Source organism: Pseudomonas pisciculturae, from assembly GCF_015461805.1.
Taxonomy (GTDB): domain Bacteria; phylum Pseudomonadota; class Gammaproteobacteria; order Pseudomonadales; family Pseudomonadaceae; genus Aquipseudomonas; species Aquipseudomonas pisciculturae.
Map to the genome: position 1 here is coordinate 1168978 of NZ_JACVZE010000001.1, position 18762 is coordinate 1187739.

Here is an 18762-nt window from a genome sequence, read left to right on the forward strand (position 1 = left end):
GGCGTATGCTGCTGCGCTCACCAAACCATAAGGCACGGTCATGCTGAAAATCTGGGGTCGTAAAAATTCATCAAACGTCAGGAAGGCCCTGTGGTGCGCCGAAGAGCTCGGCCTGGACTATGAAGCAATTGATGCGGGCGGGGCTTTTGGTGTGGTCGACACGCCGCATTACCGGGCGTTGAACCCCAACGGGCGAGTGCCGATGATCGAAGACGGCGACTTCGTGTTGTGGGAGTCCAATACCATCGTGCGCTACCTGTGCGCCAAGCAAGGCTCCAGCTGGTACCCGACTGATCTTAAAGCGCGGGCCAGCGCGGAAAAATGGATGGACTGGACCACCTCCACACTCGCCGAGCCCTTCAAGACGGTGTTCTGGGGCATCCTGCGCACCCCCGCAGAAAAACAGAACTGGGACAACATTCACGCCGGGCGCCAAGCCTGTATCGATGCGCTGAGCACAGTAGACAAAGCCCTCGCCGAACAGCCGTATCTGTCGGGCAGCGAGATCGGTATCGGTGACATCCCTCTGGGCTGCTTTGCTTACGCGTGGTTTGAAATGCCTATCGAGCGGCCCGCAATGCCCCATCTAGAGGCCTGGTATCAGCGCCTGCAACAACGCCCGGCCTACCGCAAAGCGGTCATGACCGCGTTGACTTAATACCCACTATTAATACGGGTGACTGTACTTGTGCGGCGCGGGCAAGCACCATGTTTGTCATGCGCCGCCGTTGAACTACCTGGGCTGCGTCCTCATCTACCCTTTCTATTCCCTTCTTTGGTGCGTATTCCGATATGAGTTCCGCTCTGTCCATCCGGCAGCTAACCAAAACCTACGGCAACGGTTTCCAGGCCCTGAGTGGTATCGATCTGGACGTTGCCGAAGGTGATTTCTTCGCCTTGCTCGGCCCTAACGGTGCCGGCAAATCCACCACCATCGGCATCCTCTCGACCCTGGTCAACAAGACCAGCGGTACGGTGAATATCTTTGGTCATGACCTGGACAAATCCCCGGCAGCGCTCAAGCGTTCCATCGGCGTGGTGCCCCAGGAATTCAATTTCAACCAGTTTGAAAAGACCTTCGACATCGTTGTGACCCAGGCGGGTTACTACGGCATCCCGGCGAAAATCGCCAAGGAGCGCGCCGAGCAATACCTGACCCAGTTGGGCCTGTGGGACAAGCGCGACGTGCCATCACGCTCACTGTCTGGCGGCATGAAGCGGCGCCTGATGATCGCCCGCGCACTGGTGCACGAGCCGCGCCTGCTGATTCTCGATGAGCCCACGGCTGGCGTGGACATCGAATTGCGTCGCTCGATGTGGGCCTTTCTCACCGAGTTGAACGAGAAGGGCATCACCATCATCCTCACCACCCACTACCTGGAAGAGGCTGAGCAGCTGTGCCGCAACATCGGCATCATCGACCACGGCACCATCGTCGAGAACACCAGCATGCGTAACCTGCTGGGCCAGTTGCATGTGGAAACCTTTTTGCTCGATCTGAAGAACAACCTGTCGGTGCCGCCGCAACTGCTTGGCTACCCAAGCCGTCTGGTGGACAGCCACACGCTGGAAGTGCAGGTGGACAAAGCCATGGGCATCACCGCGCTGTTCACACAGCTGGCGACCCAGAACATCGAAGTGCTGAGCCTGCGTAATAAAACCAATCGCCTTGAGGAGTTGTTCGTGTCCCTGGTGGAGAAAAATCTGGCCAAGGTGGCGTTATGAGTTCTGAACTGCAACCCAACCTCGTCGCGCTGCACACCATCGTCTATCGCGAAGTGAAGCGCTTTACCCGCATCTGGCCGCAGACGTTGCTGCCGCCGGCGATCACCATGGTCTTGTACTTCGTGATCTTCGGTAACCTGATCGGCCGACAGATTGGCGACATGGGTGGCTTCACCTACATGGAGTACATCGTGCCGGGGCTGATCATGATGTCGGTGATCACCAACTCCTACGGCAACGTGGTATCGAGTTTCTTCGGCAGCAAGTTCCAGCGCTCTATCGAGGAGCTGATGGTGTCGCCGGTGTCGCCCCACACTATTTTGATCGGCTACACCTTGGGTGGCGTGCTGCGTGGGTTGATGGTCGGTGTGATCGTAACCTTGCTGTCGCTGTTCTTCACCCACCTGCAGGTGCATCACCTGGGCGTCACCATTTTGGTGGTGGTGCTGACGGCGACGATCTTCTCGTTGCTGGGGTTTATCAACGCGGTGTTTGCACGCAACTTCGATGATATTTCGATCATCCCGACGTTTGTGCTGACGCCGTTGACCTACTTGGGCGGGGTGTTCTACTCGATCTCGTTGCTGCCGCCGTTCTGGCAGACCGTGTCGCTGGCCAACCCGGTGCTGCATATGGTCAATGCGTTCCGCTACGGCATCCTGGGGGTGTCGGATATCAAGATCAGCGTGGCGATCACGTTTATGTTGGTGGCGACCGTTGTGCTGTATATCGGCTGCGCGAAGCTGCTGGTAAGTGGTCGCGGGATGCGCACCTAACTTACTGAATGCATGCAGTAAAAAATGTGGGAGGGGGCTTGCTCCCGATAGCGGTGGGTCAGTCAACTAAGTGGTGACTGACACTCCGCTATCGGGAGCAAGCCCCCTCCCACATTTGGTTTTGTGTATAGGCTTTAGGTTTGCAGCGCCAATTCGATCAGGTCGTGGAGTTCCTCTACCTGCAACGGCGCACTCGCAAACAGAATCCTGAACACTGTCGGCGCCGCCAGTAGGTTGATCAGTCGGTCTACCGTGGGCGGCGAGCTGTCGGGGTAACGATCCACAATCACCTGCAACTGCCCACCAATCAGCGCCACGCAATACCCCGGCGTCTGGCTGCATTGCACGTCGCGCATCATGTTGCGCCCAGGCTCAGAACTCATCTCATCCAGGTACTGCTCGGCCCAGGCTTGCAGGTCGCCGCGCAGGCTGCCGGTATTGGCAGGCTCGCTGTCTGGGCGCATACGCGCCAGGGCCACGTCGGCGAGCAGCGCAGAAAGGTCGCCCCAGCGCCGGTAGATAGTCGATGGCGTGACGCCTGCGCGCGCCGCAATCATCGGCACGGTCACGCTGGATCGCTCATGGGCGTCCAGCAGTTCGCGCACCGCCAAATGGACGGATTCTTGTACCCGGGCACTACGGCCCCCCGGGCGGAGGCCTTCTTTTATCGCCATGTTTGCGACCTTAACACAAAGAATTTGCTTTAAGCGCTGGCCAGTAGCACACTCAGCAAAAGCAAAATATTAGCTTTAGCGGAGCGTGCGCATGCCCAGCAATACTTCCAACCGTTCCAGCCTGGTGTTCCTGGCGATCACGTTGCTGACCTTCTTGGCGGCTTCCAGCGCGCCGACGCCGTTGTACCACTTGTATCAGGAGGGCCTGCATTTTTCCGCGGGCATGCTCACGCTGATCTTTGGTGTGTACGCCATCAGCCTGTTGGCGGCGCTGCTGACGGTGGGCTCGCTGTCGGACCATCTCGGGCGCAAGCCGGTGATTTTCGCCGCCTTGGTCCTCGATATGCTGGCGATGCTGCTGTTTATCAATGAAGGCAGCGTGGCTTGGCTGATTGCTGCACGCACCGTGCAAGGTTTTGCGACCGGCATGGCGACTGCCGTGTTGGGGGCGGCGTTGCTCGACACCGATCGCCAGCAAGGCCCGCTGGTTAACAGCGTGGCACCTTTGCTGGGCATGGCCTGCGGCGCGATGGGCAGCAGTGTGCTGGTGGAGTTCGCACCACTGCCGACGCAATTGATCTACTGGGCGTTGTTCGGGCTGATGCTGGTGCAGGCTGTGTATGTGTGGCGCTTGCCGGAAACCGTAAGCCGCATTCCGGGTGCACTGGCTTCGTTGCGCCCGACCCTGCATGTACCGCCGCAGGCACGCCGGGCATTATGGTTGTCGTTGCCGGTGGACATTGCGGTGTGGGCGATGGGTGGGTTTTATCTGTCGCTGGCGCCTTCGCTGGTGCGGGCGGCGACCGGCTCCACGTCCAACCTGATCGGCGGCGGGCTGGTGGCAGTGCTGACGTTGAGCGGTGCGCTGATGATCTTCACTCTGCGCAATCGCGCGGCGGACAAAGTTTTGCGATTGGGCGCAAGCCTGCTGGCCGTGGGTGTGACGTTGATCCTGACGGCGGTGCACAGCGCCAGCCTACCGCTGTTTTTCATTGCCACGCTGATCGCGGGCAGTGGCTTTGGCGCTGGATTCCTGGGCGCGTTGCGCAGTGTCGTGCCACTGGCGTTGCCCCATGAACGGGCGGGGCTGATGTCGGCGTTTTATGTGCTGAGTTACTTGGCGTTTTGCCTGCCGTCATTGCTGGCGGGCAATCTGATCCGCAGTTTCGGTTTGATCGCCACCACCGATGGCTATGGCGTTGTGTTGATTGTGCTGTCCCTAAGTGCGCTGGCCGGTTTGCTTGTGCAGAGCTCCGCTTCCAAGGCTTATAGGTAAAACAGATAACAGTTAGAGAAATTACCCGTTATATAGATATTCGATCCGGTTCTATCATGGTCTCAACCTCATGCGAGGAAGAGGATTACCCATGACGTGCTCCAATACCTTCAGCTACAAACCCTTCAGTCACCTGACCCGACCACGGGAAGTGATTCGCCAGTTCACCCCCAACTGGTTCGCCGCGACCATGGGCACCGGGGTGCTGGCCTTGGCGCTTGCGCAACTGCCGGTCAGGTTGCCAGGTGTGCACGCCCTTGCCGAAGGGCTGTGGTTTTTCACCATTGGCCTGTTTGTTGTGTTCAGCGTTCTGTATGCCGCCCGGTGGGTGATGTTTTTCCATGAGGCGCGGCGCATCTTCGGGCATTCCACGGTCTCGATGTTTTTCGGCACCATTCCCATGGGGCTGGCGACCATTCTCAACGGCTTGTTGCTGTTTGGCCTGCCGCGTTGGGGCGAAGGGGTCATACCCCTGGCCGAAGCGCTGTGGTGGCTGGACGTCGCCATGGCCATGGCCTGCGGCGTGTTGATCCCCTTCATGATGTTTACGCGCCAGGAGCACAGCATTGACCAGATGACGGCCGTCTGGTTGTTGCCGGTGGTCGCCGCTGAAGTCGCCGCCGCCAGCGGTGGCCTGTTGGCACCGCATTTGGCTGACGCGCATTCGCAACTGGTGATGCTGGTGACCAGCTACGTGCTGTGGGCGTTTTCGCTGCCGGTGGCGTTCAGCATCCTCACCATCCTGATGTTGCGCATGGCCCTGCACAAACTACCTCACGCCAATATGGCCGCGTCGAGCTGGCTGGCCTTGGGGCCCATCGGCACCGGTGCTCTGGGCATGTTGTTGCTGGGTGGCGATGCCCCGATGATCTTCGCCGCCAATGGTTTGCCGCGAGTGGGTGAAATGGCCGAGGGCCTGGGCCTGGTGGCAGGCATCACCCTATGGGGTTTTGGCCTGTGGTGGATGCTGATCGCGGTGTTGATCACCCTGCGTTACCTGCGCGCCGGTATTCCGTTCAACTTGGGCTGGTGGGGTTTTACCTTCCCGCTGGGGGTGTATGCCCTGGCCACATTGAAACTGGCGAGCTTGTTGCACCTGGGTTTTTTCAGTGTGTTCGGTTGTGTGTTGGTGGTGGCATTGGCGCTGATGTGGCTGATCGTCGCCAAGCGCACGGTGCTGGGGGCCTATAAAGGTGAGCTTTTTGTTTCACCGTGCATTGCAGGACTAGGGAATAAGTAAGCGCGATTAGGTAAAGTCGTGGCCTGGAAAATCTATAACACCTACAGGCCACGCAGGAACACGGACGATGAGCCACCCCTCGCAATTCACCTTGCTGCGCACACGGCGCTTTCTGCCGTTTTTCATCACCCAGTTATTGGGCGCTTTCAACGACAACATCTTCAAGCAGTCGCTGATCCTCGCCATTCTCTACAAGCTGACCATCGACGGCGACCGCTCGATTTGGGTCAATCTGTGCGCATTGCTGTTTATCCTGCCGTTCTTTCTGTTCTCGGCACTGGCCGGGCAGTTTGGTGAAAAATTCAACAAGGACGCGTTGATCCGCGCGATCAAGATCGGCGAGATCGTGATCATGGCCGTGGGCGCCGCCGGCTTTCTGACCAACCATCTGGAGCTGATGCTGCTGGCGCTGTTTGCCATGGGCACCCACTCGGCGCTGTTCGGCCCGGTGAAGTACTCGATCATGCCCCAGGCCCTGCACGAGGATGAGCTGGTGGGCGGTAACGGCCTGGTGGAAATGGGCACGTTTTTGGCGATCCTGGCGGGCACTATTGGCGCGGGGATCATGATGTCGTCCACGCACTATGCGCCAGTAGTGGCGGTGGCGATTGTTGGCGTGGCGGTGTTGGGCTACCTGGCCAGCCGCAGTATTCCGCGGGCGGCAGCCTCGACCCCGCAGCTTCGATTGAACTGGAATATCTTCAGCGAATCCTGGGCCACCTTGCGCCTTGGTTTGGGGCAGACGCCAGCGGTGTCGCGTTCCATCGTCGGTAACTCGTGGTTCTGGTTTGTCGGTGCGATCTACCTGACGCAGATCCCGGCCTATGCCAAGGAATGGTTGTACGGCGACGAAACCGTCGTAACGCTGATACTCACCGTGTTCTCGGTAGGCATCGCGCTGGGTTCAATGCTCTGCGAAAAACTCTCCGGCCGTAAGGTGGAAATCGGCCTGGTGCCTTTCGGCTCGTTTGGCCTGACGGTGTTCGGTCTGCTGCTGTGGTGGCATTCGGGCGGTTTCCCGCAGAATGTGCAGCCCAACGACTGGCTGGCGGTGCTCAGCTACGGCCAGGCCTGGTGGGTATTGGCGGATATCCTCGGGCTGGGCGTGTTCGGTGGCTTCTATATCGTGCCACTGTATGCGCTGATCCAATCGCGCACCGCCGAGCACGAGCGCGCGCGGGTGATTGCGGCCAACAACATCCTCAACGCGTTGTTCATGGTGGTGTCGGCAATTGTGTCGATCGTGCTGCTCAGCGTCGCGAAGCTGTCGATCCCCGAGCTGTTCCTGGTGGTGTCGTTGCTCAACATCGCGGTGAACACCTACATCTTCAAGATCGTCCCCGAGTTCACAATGCGTTTCATGATCTGGCTGCTCAGCCATTCCATGTACCGCGTGGAGCATCGCAACCTGGAGGCCATCCCGGATGAAGGCGCGGCGTTGCTGGTGTGCAACCACGTGTCGTTTGTGGATGCGCTGTTGATTGGCGGCGCAGTGCGTCGGCCGATTCGCTTTGTCATGTACTACAAGATTTACCGTTTGCCGGTGCTGAATTTTATCTTTCGTACAGCTGGGGCGATTCCGATTGCCGGGCGTAATGAAGATATCCAGATCTACGAAAAGGCCTTCACGCGGATTGCCCAGTACCTGAAGGAAGGGGAGTTGGTGTGCATCTTCCCGGAGGGCAAGTTGACTGCCGACGGTGAGATGAACGAGTTTCGCGGCGGGGTGACGCGGATTCTGGAGGAGGCGCCGGTACCGGTGGTTCCGCTGGCATTGCAGGGTTTGTGGGGGAGCTTTTTCAGTCGTGATCCGAAGAAGGGGTTTCTGCATCGAATCTGGTCGCGGGTGGTGTTGGTGGCGGGGGAGCCGGTGGATGGGCCGACGCCTGCGAGGTTGCAAGAGGTGGTGGGTGAGTTGCGGGGGAGTGTCAGGTAGTTTTTGTGTTGGATGTACCGGCCACATCGGGGGCAAGCCCCCTCCCACATTTGACCGAGTTGTTCAGACGAGCGCGGTCTAGTGTGGGAGGGGGCTTGCCCCCGATGGCGGTAGTAGCCTAAGTACTAATCTTGAGGCCGATAAGCCCGCAGATAATCAACGCCACACTGGCCAACCGAAACAACGCCATGGATTCCCCAAACAGGATAATCCCGGCAATCACTGTGCCCACGGCGCCCACGCCAGTCCAGATCGCATAAGCAGTGCCCAGGGGCAACTCCTTCATGGCCAGCCCCAGCAGGCCGAGGCTGACGGCCATGGCAGCGATCGTCAGGGCGGTAGGCAATGGCTTGCTGAAGCCGTCGGTGTACTTCAAGCCAACGGCCCAGCCAACTTCAAACAACCCGGCAAAAAACAGAATGATCCAGGACATGATGACCCCTCTATAGACGTGGGGTCGTCCCCGGATTAGGCGCTTGAGAGCGTCGCGAGGTCGTCCCCGCGAAGCTCCGTAGAGTGCCGAACATTGATCCGGGGATCAAGTTTGCGGGGTGTTTTCCAGAACGCGACGGTCTTCCTTTTCGCTCATGCGGCGGAAGTAAGTCGACAGCAGTGCCCCGGAAATATTGTGCCAGACGCTGAACAGCGCACTCGGCACCGCCGCCAGTGGCGAGAAGTGCGCGCTGGCCAATGCGGCCCCCAGCCCGGAGTTCTGCATGCCCACTTCCAGCGCCAGCGACTTGCGCTGGGCCAATGGCAACTTGAACACGCGGCCGGTAAAGTAGCCCAGCAGATAACCGAAGCTGTTGTGCAGCATGACCACAGCCATGATCAGCAGGCCCGACTCGGCGATCTTCGCCTGGCTGGCGGCGACCACTGCGGCAACGATGATCACGATGCTCACCACCGACACCAGCGGCAACACGTCCACGGCATGGCGGACCTTTTCACCCAGCACGCGTTGCGCCACTACGCCCAGCACGATCGGCAGCAGCACCACTTGCAGGATCGACCAGAACAACTCCATGAACGACACCGGCAACCAGGCCGACGCCAGCAGCCAGATCAGCGCCGGTGTGAGCAGCGGGGCGAGGAGGGTGGTGACGGCAGCGATAGCCACCGACAACGCCAGGTCGCCACGGGCCAGCCAGGTCATGACGTTGGACGAAGTGCCACTTGGGCAGCAACCGACCAGGATCACACCGACGGCAATTTCTGGCGGCAGGTTAAACGCCTGGCACAGCAACCAGGCCACGCCCGGCATGATCACAAAGTGCGCGACCACGCCCAATGCCACACGCCATGGATGGCGGGCGACCTCGGCGAAGTCATCAATTTTGAGGGTCAGCCCCATGCCGAACATCACCAGGCCCAGCAGCGGCACGATGGCGGTTTTCAGGCCGATGAACCAGCTGGGTTCGAGGAACGCGAGCACCGCGAAGATCAGCACCCAGTAGGCGAAGGTATTGCCGACGAAGCGGCTGAGTGCGGCGAGAGCGCGCATGGGATGTCCTTGTTGTTGGATTCTTGAAATGTAAATGCAATCAAATGTGGGAGGGGGCTTGCTCCCGATGGCGGTGGATCAGCACATATTTCTGTTGACTGACACACTGCAATCGGGAGTAAGCCCCCTCCCACATTTTGATCATCACAGGGCTTAGATGCCTTGTGGGGTCTCTTCACCGCCGAGGGCTTCAACCAGCGCCGGGATGAACTCGCCAAACGTCAGCATCATCAGCGTAAAGCTCGCATCCAGCTGGCCCAGGGCTTCGTCGCCGCCGTCCTGTTCAGCCTGGTCTTGCAGCAGGTCTTCGAATTTCAGGCGCTTGACGGTCATCTTGTCGTCGAGCATGAAGGACAACTTGTCCTGCCAGGCCAGGGACAGCTGAGTCACGACTTTGCCGGTGGTCAGGTGCAGTTGGATCTCTTCGCCGGTCAGGTCCTGACGCTTGCAACGCACGATGCCGCCGTCTTCGTGGGTGTCGCGCAGTTCGCATTCGTCGAGGACGAAGAAGTCATCGGCCGGTTTCTGGGTGGTGACCCAGTCAGTCATGATTGCGGTCGGCGCAGTTTTTACTGTGAGTGGGCGAACCGGCAGGGTGCCGATCACTTCACGCAGGGTCGACAGCAGGTCTTCGGCGCGTTTAGGGCTGGCCGAGTTCACCAGGATCAGGCCTTGTTTCGGCGCGATGGCGGCGAAGGTCGACGAGCGACGGATGAAGGCGCGCGGCAGGAAGGCCTGGATGATTTCATCCTTGAGCTGGTCGCGTTCCTTCTTATAGACCTTGCGCATTTGCTCGGCCTCTATTTCCTCTACCTTCTCTTTAAGTGCATCACGCACCACGCTGCCCGGCAAGATGCGTTCTTCCTTGCGCGCAGCGATCAGCAGGAAGTCGCCGCTGACGTGAACCAGGGGAGCGTCTTCACCTTTACCAAAAGGCGCGACGAAACCGTAAGTGGTCAACTCCTGGCTAGCACAAGGGCGCGCCAGTTTGGTGGCCATTGCAGTTTCCAACGCCTCGGCATCAACAGGCAGATCTTGGGTCAGGCGATAGATAAGCAGGTTCTTGAACCACATGGGGTGAGTCTCTCCTTTATACAAAGGCGGGCATTATTGTCTTGATAACGTCTGAGGCCAACCCTGCCTAAGCCATTGGAAGGCCTCAAAAAAAAGATTTAAGAAAGTGCTTGCCAGACCTAGGGTCGCTCCGTAGAATGCGCGCCACACCGAGACGAAGGGTGATTAGCTCAGCTGGGAGAGCATCTGCCTTACAAGCAGAGGGTCGGCGGTTCGATCCCGTCATCACCCACCATTCGCCTCATGTGTTACGCGCAGCGGTAGTTCAGTCGGTTAGAATACCGGCCTGTCACGCCGGGGGTCGCGGGTTCGAGTCCCGTCCGCTGCGCCATATTCGGTAACCTGGAACGCTGAACGCCAGGTCACCACAGAAAGCCCGCTTAATCGCGGGCTTTTCTTTGTCCGAAATATGGCAAAAAATCGCGATTTAAACTTTTTTTAAATAAATTGCATTTAAATCAAGACATTACGTTTTTTTGGTGTATGATGCGCCCACACCGAAACGAAGGGTGATTAGCTCAGCTGGGAGAGCATCTGCCTTACAAGCAGAGGGTCGGCGGTTCGATCCCGTCATCACCCACCATTCGCTTCAAGTGTTACGCGCAGCGGTAGTTCAGTCGGTTAGAATACCGGCCTGTCACGCCGGGGGTCGCGGGTTCGAGTCCCGTCCGCTGCGCCATATTCGGTAACCTGGAACACTGAACGCCAGGTCACCACAAGAAGCCCGCTCATTGAGCGGGCTTTTTTTCGTCTGGATTTTTTTCCTTGTACGTCTGGCGTGTGGCCAGGTGCTCAAAGCAGAAAGACGCAGTGCCGAACACGGCGATGATGGTCAGTACGAGCATGCCGAGGGTTGAGCTTTCCACGGTGATTTCCTACGGGCGATGGGGTAGGTGTTCACGGTAGAGGCGGGGTGAACGCGGCTCAATAGACCCGACGCAAACCTTACGACGCCGGGCCTATTGTTACGCACTCTTTACGGGGCGTTACGGCTGTGGCGGTAGTCGCTCACGGCTTCGTACACCGCCTTGCGCAAGCGGTTGATGCCGCCGATAGGCCGGTGTTCTGCTACGCCAAACCATGGGTTGAACGACTGGTTGTCGCACGCCAGGTTCAATTGCGGGGTGTCGAAGTCCTGCGCAGGGATTTTCACCTTGGCCACGGTTTCAAACGGCGCATCGCTCTCTTTCCATTCGATGCTGGTGTCTTCGATCGGCATGAATTTTTGCGGGTTCTGCCGCTGGATCTGCAGCACAAAACACGCCGGTACGCGGTCGGTGGAGAGCTGTTGGCTCAAGGCACTGCGAAGGAAGTTCGGCAGGTCCTGGTTCTGTTTGGGCAGTGCGTATTCCGGGCAGCTTTGTGGGTCGGGCGCGACGCGGAATTTGGCATTGGCCGCACCGAACTTGTAGGGCGATACCGAAAAGTAGGTGGTCTGCGTCGGGCTCGCCGGTGCGGGGGCCAGGGTCGCCAGGGCGATAAACAAATGACGCACCTGCCAACTGCGCGGGTCGATTGTGGGAAAGAACGCCAGCACCTTTTTGCCGTCTGCTTGAGCACCGATGTTCTGCGCGTATTCCGCCACATCGCTGACAAAAAAGTTCGGGTGGCTGAACATCACAAAATCCTGTTCCGTGCGCGATTGCTGGTCGGCCAGCAACTGCTTGCCTGGCACATCCAGCAGCTTGAGCGCCATGCCCCGGGCATCGCGAATGCTGTCGAACTGCGGATAAGCGTTGCCGTTGGACAGCCGCATCACCGCCTGCCAGGTTTTGCCCGGCTCGGCGAACACGCCTTGGCGCAGTGCCGGGTCGAGATCGGCCACCACGCTGACTTCGGCCTTCACGCAGCCGTGGGCCTTGGCATGCGCATCACGCAGGTAACGCGTGCCTTCGCGGTGCTGGTCGACGATGCGCACTGCCGTCTGGATGATGCCTTGGGTCATTGCCGCTTCGCCCGGCGGGATCTGTTCATTGGGCGACACCGGGCCGTTGTGCTGCCAGGCGTACCAGGCGCTGGCGCCCAGCCAGCCGAGCAGGCCCAGGCCCACCAACCACAGCAGGGTCTTGCCGAGAAACGCGCCGATCCGCAGCCATAGGCGGGCGAGCAGGGAAGGTCGGTCGTAGGGGGATCGAATCATCATGGCAGTTGTTGCTCCAGCGGGCCGCCCAGCACTTTGAGGTATTCCAGCAGCGCCCAGCGTTCCTGCGGCAGCAGACTGCGGCCGATGACGCCATTGCCACGTTTGCCGGCACGGAATTCGTGCCCGCTGTTGTGGTTGCCGGTGATTTTGGTGTCGAACAGGAAGGCATTCTTGAACGCGCCGGCTTCAAAACCCAGGTGACGCGGGTCGTAGTTAAAGGTGCCTTTATAGAAGGTGGTGCTGCGCTCGTCCTGGGGCGAGAGCAATTGGTAGATCGTCGGCACCGAGCCGTTGTGCAGGAACGGTGGCGTGGCCCACACCCCCGCCAATGGCCGCGCCTTGTAGGCGCGCAGTTCGCGCACGCCGATGGGCAGGCCGAAGCCGTCGAGGCTTGGGCGTTCTGCTGGCGTGACGCCGGCGGCGCGGTAGGCGTGGTCTTCGACGAAGGCGGTGACGTAGGCCAGGCCTTTGGCCACTGACATTTTCTTCAGGTCCAGGGGGTCGCTTGGCGTGGGGTGCAGCTCGACATTCAGCTCGGCCAGTTCCGCCGGGTCCCATTGCAGGGCACTAAGGTCGTAGCGTTGGTCTGCAATATTGCTGGCGGTGCCTGGGTCGGTGCCGATGTAGTCCACGGGCAGCATTTTCAGTTGTTGCACCGGTCGGCCGTTTTCCTGGGTGACGGCGGGCACATGGCAGCCAGCGCAGTTTTCGCTGAACAGTGCGCGGCCCTGGGCGGCGAGGGGCTTGTCGATGGCGCCGAACAACGCTTCGGGCCACGTAGGTGGCTTGAGACGTTGCAGGGTTTCTTCGATCAGGTTGAGGTCGCGCACCCGCACGCTGGAGGGGTAGCGGGCATCGCCCTGGAGCGGTTGGCCAGCGCTGTCGAAGAAGGTCAGTGTGGCGCCTACACCAAGGGCTTCGCCGATATTGCGCGCCATGGGCTGCTGGGCCGAGCCGTTCCATTGCACCCAATCGAAGGTCCAGATATCCCACAGCTGTGGGTAGTCCACTGGCGCATTGGCGATGCGATAGTTGTCTGGGGAAATCGCGTCGCCAAAGCTGGCATTGGCGATGCGCCCGAAGGCGTCGGTGCGGCCCGGGCCTTCTTCGGTGGGGTAGAGGCCGCGATGGGTGTCGTTCCAGGCGACCTTGAGGAAGGTGTTCAGCGACTGCTTGAAGTCCTGGCGCAGTTGGCTGTGCTGGGCGTCATAGCGGTCTCCCAATACCTGGCGGGCGAAGCGTTCGAATTTCCACGGGTTGTAGTAAGTGGCGGCGAGGCTTGCGACAAGGGCCTGGCCGAAGCTGCCACCGCGCAGGGTCGGTACGCTGGAGGGCAGCACGTGCTGGGCCGAGCCGCCGTCGATACGCAAGGCCTGGCCTTTGAAATGCAACTCGCCGGTGTGGCAGGCGGCGCAGGTGATGTCCAGGTATTCGGCAGTGCTGTCGGCGTTCTTGTGGCGGGCGAAGCCCACGGGGAGGTTGCCGGGGTTTTGCGGGGTGGGTACTTGCTTGGGGTCTACCAGAAAACCAAAGCGCGCCAGGTATTCGGGGGTGGCGAAACGCTGCTCGGAAAATGGCAATTCCAGGGCGGTGAACCAGTCGTAATGCAGGCCTTTTACCTGGGTGCCCTGGGGCGTGAAGTAGTAAGTCTGCCGGTCGGCGGCACTCCATTGGTTTTGGTAATGCACCTGTTCCACGGGCACGTAGTCCGGGAGTTTGGGGTTGATGATGAAGTAGATCACCACGGCCAGAACGAGGCCTATCAGCGTGAGGATCAGGAGTAAGGCACGGGAAAAAATGCGCAAGCTGGCTATCCTTGTCGAGTGGTAGCGCTGTTATGCCACTAGGCCGTAGGTGCGGCAAGTGGCCATTAACGCCGTCAGGGTCTGTCCCACGATCCGTCGCGGGCCCTCATCATGAATGAAAATGCTTTTAAACACGTGAACTTATCAGAAGTTTCCTGCTCAGATGCCGGTAGCCATTGGTCGTGGCCGCCTGATAAGCTCGCGACTTTATTCGATTGCCCTTTTGGCGCATGAACAAGGAAATAGCATGAAACAGCATCGGTTGGCGGCGGCGGTGGCCCTGGTTAGCCTGGTACTTGCGGGTTGTGATTCGCAGACCAGCGTAGAGCTGAAAACCCCGGCGCAGAAAGCTTCCTACGGCATCGGCCTGAACATGGGCAAGAGCCTTGCCCAAGAAGGCATGGATGACCTGGATTCCAAAGCAGTAGCCCAAGGCATCGAAGATGCCGTCGGCAAAAAAGAGCAGAAGCTCAAAGACGACGAACTGGTTGAAGCGTTTGCCGCACTGCAAAAGCGTGCTGAAGAACGCATGACCAAAATGAGCGAAGAGTCGGCAAGCGCCGGCAAGAAATTCCTCGAAGACAACGCCAAGAAAGACGGCGTCGTCACCACCGCTTCCGGTCTGCAGTACAAGATCACCAAGAAAGCCGACGGCGCACAGCCTAAGCCGACTGACGTGGTGACTGTTCACTACACCGGCAAGCTCACCAACGGCACCACCTTTGACAGCTCCGTAGATCGCGGTAGCCCGATTGACCTGCCGGTCAGCGGCGTGATCCCGGGTTGGGTCGAAGGCCTGCAACTGATGCACGTGGGCGAGAAGGTTGAGCTGTACATTCCTTCTGACCTGGCCTACGGCGCACAGAGCCCGAGCCCGGCGATTCCAGCCAACTCCGTGCTGGTGTTCGACCTGGAACTGCTGGCCATCAAGGACCCAGCCAAGGCTGAAGCACCTGACGCACCAGAAGCACCAGCCGCCAAGAAGTAATCGGCTGCTGAGCACACAACGCCCCGTCTTGACGGGGCGTTGTTGTTTCTGTCTTTTGCTGACTGCTTTTAATGTGGGAGGGGGCCTGCCCCCGATGAGGGCGTGTCAGTTGGCAAGTATGTAGCTGACCCACTGCAATCGGGAGCAAGCTCCCTCGCCACAGGTTCAGCGCAATACTCGGCGTTGTGTGGGTACTCTGCTCATTGGAAGCAAGCCCACTGCTACATTGAACCGCTGGCAGATCCGAACGAACGTCCGCAGCTTGCAACAGTCTGATATAACACTCGAGCACGGGTAGCCGCACATCAACGCCAAGTCAATGAAATCTTGGGTTTTTTTTATGTGCGCAAAAAACGCCCGATCTAACTGCAGGCCTTGTAGGCTGTGGCTTTCAGCCTGTAAAACAGGCTCTGTTCACAAGGTTATCCACAATTTGTGTGGATAACATTTTCTTACGCCTGGAACTGGAGTGACGAATGAAACCACCCTTCAATTTCACCCGATTCCTGCCGATGGCTGCCCGCCTGCTCGGCCGTGGCCGTTTGCCCACCTTGCTGTTCGCCGTCGCCGCCAAAGGCTCAAGCCAGGGCAATCGACTGGGCAAGCTCAAGGATGACCTCAGGTTGTTACAGGCTTTGTGCCTGGCGTACTGGCGCGGTGAGTATCGGGCCATCAGCCCCAAGGCGCTGATTTCAGTGGTGGCGGGGCTGATGTACTTTCTCAGCCCTATCGATGCTATCCCGGACTTTATCCCCATGTTCGGCATGCTCGACGACATCGCTGTATTGGCCTGGGTCATGAAGACCCTGGATGGCGAACTGAGCGCCTTTCGCGCCTGGCGTGAGGCACAGCGCCCGGAAAAACTCGCCGTGGTCGAGCGCCTGCCCGCGACGCCTGCCTTGCTGGCCAAGGAAAATCCGCAAAAAAACTGACAACGCAGTTATCCCCCTGCGACCTTTGTGGCTGTTAGGATTACACTCCTAAGGAAAGAGCTTACTAAGTAAGTGCAGTTATCCTACGGGGCAGTCATGGATATTCAGATCATTTCACGCAATGGCGAACCCGAATACGCGGTGTTGCCATGGGACCAGTACCAGGCGCTGTTAAAAGCTGCCGGTCAGCAACAACCCGCTACACCTCCTTCTTCTACACCTGCCCAACCTGCACCTGACCAGGCTCTGCGCCCGCTCGCAGATCTGCGCGGCTTGCGCGAGGCCAAGGGCTTGGCGATTGAAACCCTGGCGCGCACCGTGGGCATCAGCCCCTCGTACCTTGGTTTGATTGAAAGTGGTGAACGCCAGCCGGATGCCGCGATCCGCCGCAGCTTGGCCTGGGAATTAGGCGTTGCAGGTTGGAGGGATGAATCTTGAGCCTACGTATCAGTCGTCAACACTGGGATGGGTTGCTCAACGAACTGGACCAGGCGCGCCGCCAGCGCCATTTGCTGACCTACCGTGCGTTGCTGGAGCGCCTGCAATTCCCCACGCCGGCCATGCAGACCCTTGCCGCTGCGTTGGAGCACCTGGCGGCGTTGGACGCCAAGGCCGAGCAGCCATTGCGCAGCTCGTTGGTGATCAGCCAGGGGGCTAGCCGCCTGCCGCGTACAGGTTTCTTCGAGTGTGTGGAACGCCTGGGGCGTTTTAGCGGGCCCTCCGATGGCGTAGCGGCCGCCTCCTGGCACGCCTCCGAGGTGGTGCGGGTGTTTGAGTACGAGTACCCGGAGTCTGCCGAGGCTTAAAGCGCTTGAGGCAGCGCGTCCATGCTGTCGATCACATGGATGCTGTAGCCGGCCATGTCCTTGGCATGGTGCTTGGCTTGCGAAGCCAACTCTGCCAACTGGCTGGCATCGAGTTGTCCACAGGCCTGTGGATATAAATGCACCACGCCGATAGACAGCGACAACAACGCGAATTCCTGGCGCACTCCCTGGCGGTTCAGCGCCACGAAGCAGCCGGCTTCAAGGTGTTCGGCGCGGTAGAAACGGCGGCACTGGGTGTGGAAGTCATCCAGCAACTGGTTGAGTCGCTTGCGCCAGTCTTGCGGCCCCAGCACCAGCAAAAAATCATCGCCGCCAATGTGCCCGACAAAGTCGCGGCTGGGGTCCACCCGGTCGTTCAGGCACTGCGCCAGGCACAGCAACACCTCATCCCCGCGCCCATAGCCGTAGATATCGTTGAACGGCTTGAAGCTGTCGATATCCACGTAGCAAATCACCGACTCCCGCTGCTGTTGCAGCAACCGCGTGAGGCATTGCTGGATCGGCACGTTGCCCGGAAGCAGGGTGAGTGGGTTGGCGTAGCGGGCCTGTTGGATTTTCAGTTCGGTGATCAGCTTGAGCACATCGATCACCCGGCCCAGCCCCAGGTAATCGCCGTTGAGGGTGATGATGAAATCTTCTTCGATGCGCTGCCGCGCACGGCTGGTGAGCAAGCGGCTGACCTGTTGCAGCGACTGGCTCAGCTCCACCGCCAAAAAATCGGTGCTCATCAGGCGGCTGATGGGTTTGCGCGCAAACAGGTCGGTGGCGAACGGCTTGAGCAGCGCATCCGACAGCGAATGCCGGTGCACGATGCCCACTGGCTGGCCGCGCCCATCCAGCACCGCGAGGGAGTTGAGGTTGGCCTGGCGCCGGAACGCCTCCAGCACCTGGGCGGTGGCGGTGTCCTGGTCCATCGCCGGTTGCTCGTTGAGCAGGGCGCTCAGGTCACTGCCTTCTTCGCTCAGGGCCACGTTGGCGCTGTCGGGCTTGGGCAGCATCTGGCGCGCTTCCTGGGGCGGATGTTCCTGTGGTCGGCAAAGCAGGTAGCCCTGGACCAGGTCCACCCCCATCTCTGTCAGCACCGCCAGCTCTTCGGGCAGCTCAATGCCTTCGGCAATCACCTGGGCGCGTGAAGCCTTGGCGATTTGCAGGATAGAGCCGACAAACTCGCGCTTGAGCGCATCCTGATGGATGCCGTCGATAAAGTGCCGGTCGATCTTCACGTAATCCGGGCGCAGTTCCGACCACAAACGCAGGCTGGAGTAACCGGCACCCAAGTCATCAAGGGCGATCGAGAAGCCCATATTGCGGTAGTGGTGCAGGGCGGTTTGCAGCAGGTCGAAATCGTCGGTAGGGGTTTGCTCGGTGAGCTCGATCACCACCTGGCTCGGTGGGATGCCGTAGTCATGCAGCAGTTGCAAGGTGCGCCCCGGTTGGTGCGCAGTTTCCATCAACGATTCGGGGGAGACATTCAAAAACAGCTTGCCCGGCAGCTTCTGGTCGCTGAAGCGTCGACATGCACTCTCGCGGCAAGCCATTTCCAGCTCACTGAGGCGCCCCGCCTGACTGGCCACCGAGAACAAGGCGACGGGGGAGTGCAGTGGGCTGTTCGACGGGCCGCGGCTCAGGGCTTCGTAGCCGAGAATGCGCCGTTCGGACAGGCAGATGATCGGTTGGAACAGGCTGTGCAAACTGCCTTGAGCCAGGATAGAGCCCAATGCATTCAGCTGTTCGGTCATGGTCATGGCGATCTCGATCGAAAAAAAAGGACCGCAGGCGGTGAGCCTGCGGTCCTTCATTTCACGACAGAATGATGTCTATATGATGACAGCTCGCTGAACGGTCACATTAAATTGCCATCA

At 59.5% G+C, this 18762-nt stretch carries 18 protein-coding genes and 4 tRNA genes; 14 read left to right on the plus strand and 8 right to left on the minus strand.

Annotated features, from left to right (window positions below):
* The first annotated feature begins 40 nt into the window (after window positions 1–40).
* The 3 genes from ICY20_RS05355 to ICY20_RS05365 all read left to right on the plus strand — a co-directional run bounded on the left by ICY20_RS05355 (window position 41) and on the right by ICY20_RS05365 (window position 2501).
* On the plus strand, window positions 41–658 hold the full coding sequence (locus ICY20_RS05355) for a glutathione S-transferase family protein (protein WP_159958353.1): 618 nt from the start codon (window positions 41–43) through the stop codon (window positions 656–658).
* Between the two features lie 134 nt (window positions 659–792).
* Window positions 793–1725, plus strand: coding sequence for an ABC transporter ATP-binding protein (locus tag ICY20_RS05360; protein ID WP_159958355.1), 933 nt, complete (start codon window positions 793–795; stop codon window positions 1723–1725).
* Window positions 1722–2501, plus strand: a complete 780-nt coding sequence (locus ICY20_RS05365) for an ABC transporter permease (RefSeq protein ID WP_194937065.1) — start codon at window positions 1722–1724, stop codon at window positions 2499–2501. The genes ICY20_RS05360 and ICY20_RS05365 overlap by 4 nt, the downstream gene beginning before the upstream one ends.
* Window positions 2502–2635: 134 nt before the next feature.
* On the opposite strand, the gene ICY20_RS05370 is transcribed toward ICY20_RS05365, so the two are convergent.
* On the minus strand, window positions 2636–3175 hold the full coding sequence (locus tag ICY20_RS05370) for a TetR/AcrR family transcriptional regulator (RefSeq protein WP_159963199.1): 540 nt from the start codon (window positions 3173–3175) through the stop codon (window positions 2636–2638).
* 91 nt (window positions 3176–3266) lie between these two features.
* Here ICY20_RS05370 and ICY20_RS05375 point away from each other — a divergent pair, with 91 nt between their 5' ends.
* The 3 genes from ICY20_RS05375 to ICY20_RS05385 all read left to right on the plus strand — a co-directional run bounded on the left by ICY20_RS05375 (window position 3267) and on the right by ICY20_RS05385 (window position 7627).
* On the plus strand, window positions 3267–4451 hold the full coding sequence (locus ICY20_RS05375; RefSeq protein WP_194937066.1) for an MFS transporter: 1185 nt from the start codon (window positions 3267–3269) through the stop codon (window positions 4449–4451).
* Window positions 4452–4542: 91 nt separating this feature from the next.
* Window positions 4543–5691: a TDT family transporter gene (locus ICY20_RS05380; protein WP_159963201.1), complete on the plus strand. Its 1149-nt coding sequence runs from the start codon at window positions 4543–4545 to the stop codon at window positions 5689–5691.
* Window positions 5692–5758: 67 nt separating this feature from the next.
* Window positions 5759–7627 carry an MFS transporter gene (locus tag ICY20_RS05385; RefSeq protein ID WP_194937067.1) on the plus strand — a complete coding sequence of 623 codons (1869 nt, stop codon included), beginning with the start codon at window positions 5759–5761 and terminating at the stop codon, window positions 7625–7627.
* Window positions 7628–7745: 118 nt separating this feature from the next.
* On the opposite strand, the gene sugE is transcribed toward ICY20_RS05385, so the two are convergent.
* The 3 genes from sugE to rdgC all read right to left on the minus strand — a co-directional run bounded on the left by sugE (window position 7746) and on the right by rdgC (window position 10205).
* Window positions 7746–8060 carry a quaternary ammonium compound efflux SMR transporter SugE gene (gene sugE, locus ICY20_RS05390; RefSeq protein WP_010211634.1) on the minus strand — a complete coding sequence of 105 codons (315 nt, stop codon included), beginning with the start codon at window positions 8058–8060 and terminating at the stop codon, window positions 7746–7748.
* A 105-nt stretch (window positions 8061–8165) separates the two neighbouring features.
* Window positions 8166–9131: a bile acid:sodium symporter family protein gene (locus ICY20_RS05395; protein ID WP_159963203.1), complete on the minus strand. Its 966-nt coding sequence runs from the start codon at window positions 9129–9131 to the stop codon at window positions 8166–8168.
* A 153-nt stretch (window positions 9132–9284) separates the two neighbouring features.
* Complete coding sequence (gene rdgC / locus ICY20_RS05400) at window positions 9285–10205, minus strand: recombination-associated protein RdgC (protein WP_122489196.1); 921 nt, start codon at window positions 10203–10205, stop codon at window positions 9285–9287.
* Between the two features lie 159 nt (window positions 10206–10364).
* On the opposite strand from rdgC, the gene ICY20_RS05405 reads away from it, so the two are divergent.
* The 4 genes from ICY20_RS05405 to ICY20_RS05420 all read left to right on the plus strand — a co-directional run bounded on the left by ICY20_RS05405 (window position 10365) and on the right by ICY20_RS05420 (window position 10884).
* Window positions 10365–10440, plus strand: a tRNA-Val gene (locus ICY20_RS05405).
* 19 nt (window positions 10441–10459) lie between these two features.
* Window positions 10460–10536: transfer RNA gene (locus ICY20_RS05410), tRNA-Asp, on the plus strand.
* A gap of 176 nt (window positions 10537–10712) precedes the next feature.
* A tRNA-Val gene (locus tag ICY20_RS05415) sits at window positions 10713–10788 on the plus strand.
* 19 nt (window positions 10789–10807) lie between these two features.
* Window positions 10808–10884, plus strand: a tRNA-Asp gene (locus tag ICY20_RS05420).
* Window positions 10885–10933: 49 nt separating this feature from the next.
* On the opposite strand, the gene ICY20_RS05425 is transcribed toward ICY20_RS05420, so the two are convergent.
* The 3 genes from ICY20_RS05425 to ICY20_RS05435 form a co-directional block, all read right to left on the minus strand.
* Window positions 10934–11071 carry a hypothetical protein gene (locus tag ICY20_RS05425; RefSeq protein WP_194937068.1) on the minus strand — a complete coding sequence of 46 codons (138 nt, stop codon included), beginning with the start codon at window positions 11069–11071 and terminating at the stop codon, window positions 10934–10936.
* Window positions 11072–11181: 110 nt separating this feature from the next.
* Window positions 11182–12348, minus strand: a complete 1167-nt coding sequence (locus ICY20_RS05430) for a catalase family protein (RefSeq protein WP_194937069.1) — start codon at window positions 12346–12348, stop codon at window positions 11182–11184.
* Window positions 12345–14153 (minus strand): di-heme-cytochrome C peroxidase, encoded by a 1809-nt coding sequence (locus tag ICY20_RS05435; protein ID WP_194937070.1) that lies wholly within the window; start codon window positions 14151–14153, stop codon window positions 12345–12347. Before ICY20_RS05435 ends, ICY20_RS05430 begins: the two co-directional genes overlap by 4 nt.
* Before the next feature lie 247 nt (window positions 14154–14400).
* Between ICY20_RS05435 and ICY20_RS05440 the strand changes: the two genes are divergently transcribed.
* From ICY20_RS05440 to ICY20_RS05455, 4 genes are all read left to right on the plus strand, one after another.
* Entirely contained in the window at window positions 14401–15141 is a 741-nt protein-coding gene (locus tag ICY20_RS05440) for an FKBP-type peptidyl-prolyl cis-trans isomerase (RefSeq protein ID WP_194937071.1), read from the plus strand.
* A gap of 476 nt (window positions 15142–15617) precedes the next feature.
* A complete protein-coding gene (locus tag ICY20_RS05445; RefSeq protein ID WP_159963207.1) occupies window positions 15618–16073 on the plus strand; it encodes a YkvA family protein in 456 nt (151 codons plus the stop codon).
* 96 nt (window positions 16074–16169) lie between these two features.
* Entirely contained in the window at window positions 16170–16511 is a 342-nt protein-coding gene (locus tag ICY20_RS05450) for a helix-turn-helix domain-containing protein (RefSeq protein ID WP_159963208.1), read from the plus strand.
* The gene (locus ICY20_RS05455; protein WP_005786715.1) at window positions 16508–16879 is read left to right on the plus strand and encodes a hypothetical protein; all 372 of its coding nucleotides are present in this window, start codon (window positions 16508–16510) and stop codon (window positions 16877–16879) included. Before ICY20_RS05450 ends, ICY20_RS05455 begins: the two co-directional genes overlap by 4 nt.
* Here ICY20_RS05455 and ICY20_RS05460 read toward each other — a convergent pair.
* A complete protein-coding gene (locus tag ICY20_RS05460; RefSeq protein ID WP_159963209.1) occupies window positions 16876–18645 on the minus strand; it encodes a bifunctional diguanylate cyclase/phosphodiesterase in 1770 nt (589 codons plus the stop codon). The two genes, ICY20_RS05455 and ICY20_RS05460, sit on opposite strands and share 4 nt — an antisense overlap.
* Window positions 18646–18762: the final 117 nt, after the last annotated feature.

Coding starts and splice junctions, on each gene's coding strand:
- ICY20_RS05395 (WP_159963203.1), bottom strand. CDS start 9,131: ATGCGCGCTCTCGCCGCACTCAGCCGCTTCGTCGGCAATACCTTCGCC.
- ICY20_RS05430 (WP_194937069.1), bottom strand. CDS start 12,348: ATGATGATTCGATCCCCCTACGACCGACCTTCCCTGCTCGCCCGCCTA.
- ICY20_RS05370 (WP_159963199.1), bottom strand. CDS start 3,175: ATGGCGATAAAAGAAGGCCTCCGCCCGGGGGGCCGTAGTGCCCGGGTA.
- ICY20_RS05460 (WP_159963209.1), bottom strand. CDS start 18,645: ATGACCATGACCGAACAGCTGAATGCATTGGGCTCTATCCTGGCTCAA.
- ICY20_RS05360 (WP_159958355.1), top strand. CDS start 793: ATGAGTTCCGCTCTGTCCATCCGGCAGCTAACCAAAACCTACGGCAAC.
- ICY20_RS05355 (WP_159958353.1), top strand. CDS start 41: ATGCTGAAAATCTGGGGTCGTAAAAATTCATCAAACGTCAGGAAGGCC.
- ICY20_RS05440 (WP_194937071.1), top strand. CDS start 14,401: ATGAAACAGCATCGGTTGGCGGCGGCGGTGGCCCTGGTTAGCCTGGTA.
- ICY20_RS05375 (WP_194937066.1), top strand. CDS start 3,267: ATGCCCAGCAATACTTCCAACCGTTCCAGCCTGGTGTTCCTGGCGATC.
- ICY20_RS05380 (WP_159963201.1), top strand. CDS start 4,543: ATGACGTGCTCCAATACCTTCAGCTACAAACCCTTCAGTCACCTGACC.
- ICY20_RS05445 (WP_159963207.1), top strand. CDS start 15,618: ATGAAACCACCCTTCAATTTCACCCGATTCCTGCCGATGGCTGCCCGC.
- rdgC (WP_122489196.1), bottom strand. CDS start 10,205: ATGTGGTTCAAGAACCTGCTTATCTATCGCCTGACCCAAGATCTGCCT.
- ICY20_RS05450 (WP_159963208.1), top strand. CDS start 16,170: ATGGATATTCAGATCATTTCACGCAATGGCGAACCCGAATACGCGGTG.
- ICY20_RS05365 (WP_194937065.1), top strand. CDS start 1,722: ATGAGTTCTGAACTGCAACCCAACCTCGTCGCGCTGCACACCATCGTC.
- ICY20_RS05385 (WP_194937067.1), top strand. CDS start 5,759: ATGAGCCACCCCTCGCAATTCACCTTGCTGCGCACACGGCGCTTTCTG.
- sugE (WP_010211634.1), bottom strand. CDS start 8,060: ATGTCCTGGATCATTCTGTTTTTTGCCGGGTTGTTTGAAGTTGGCTGG.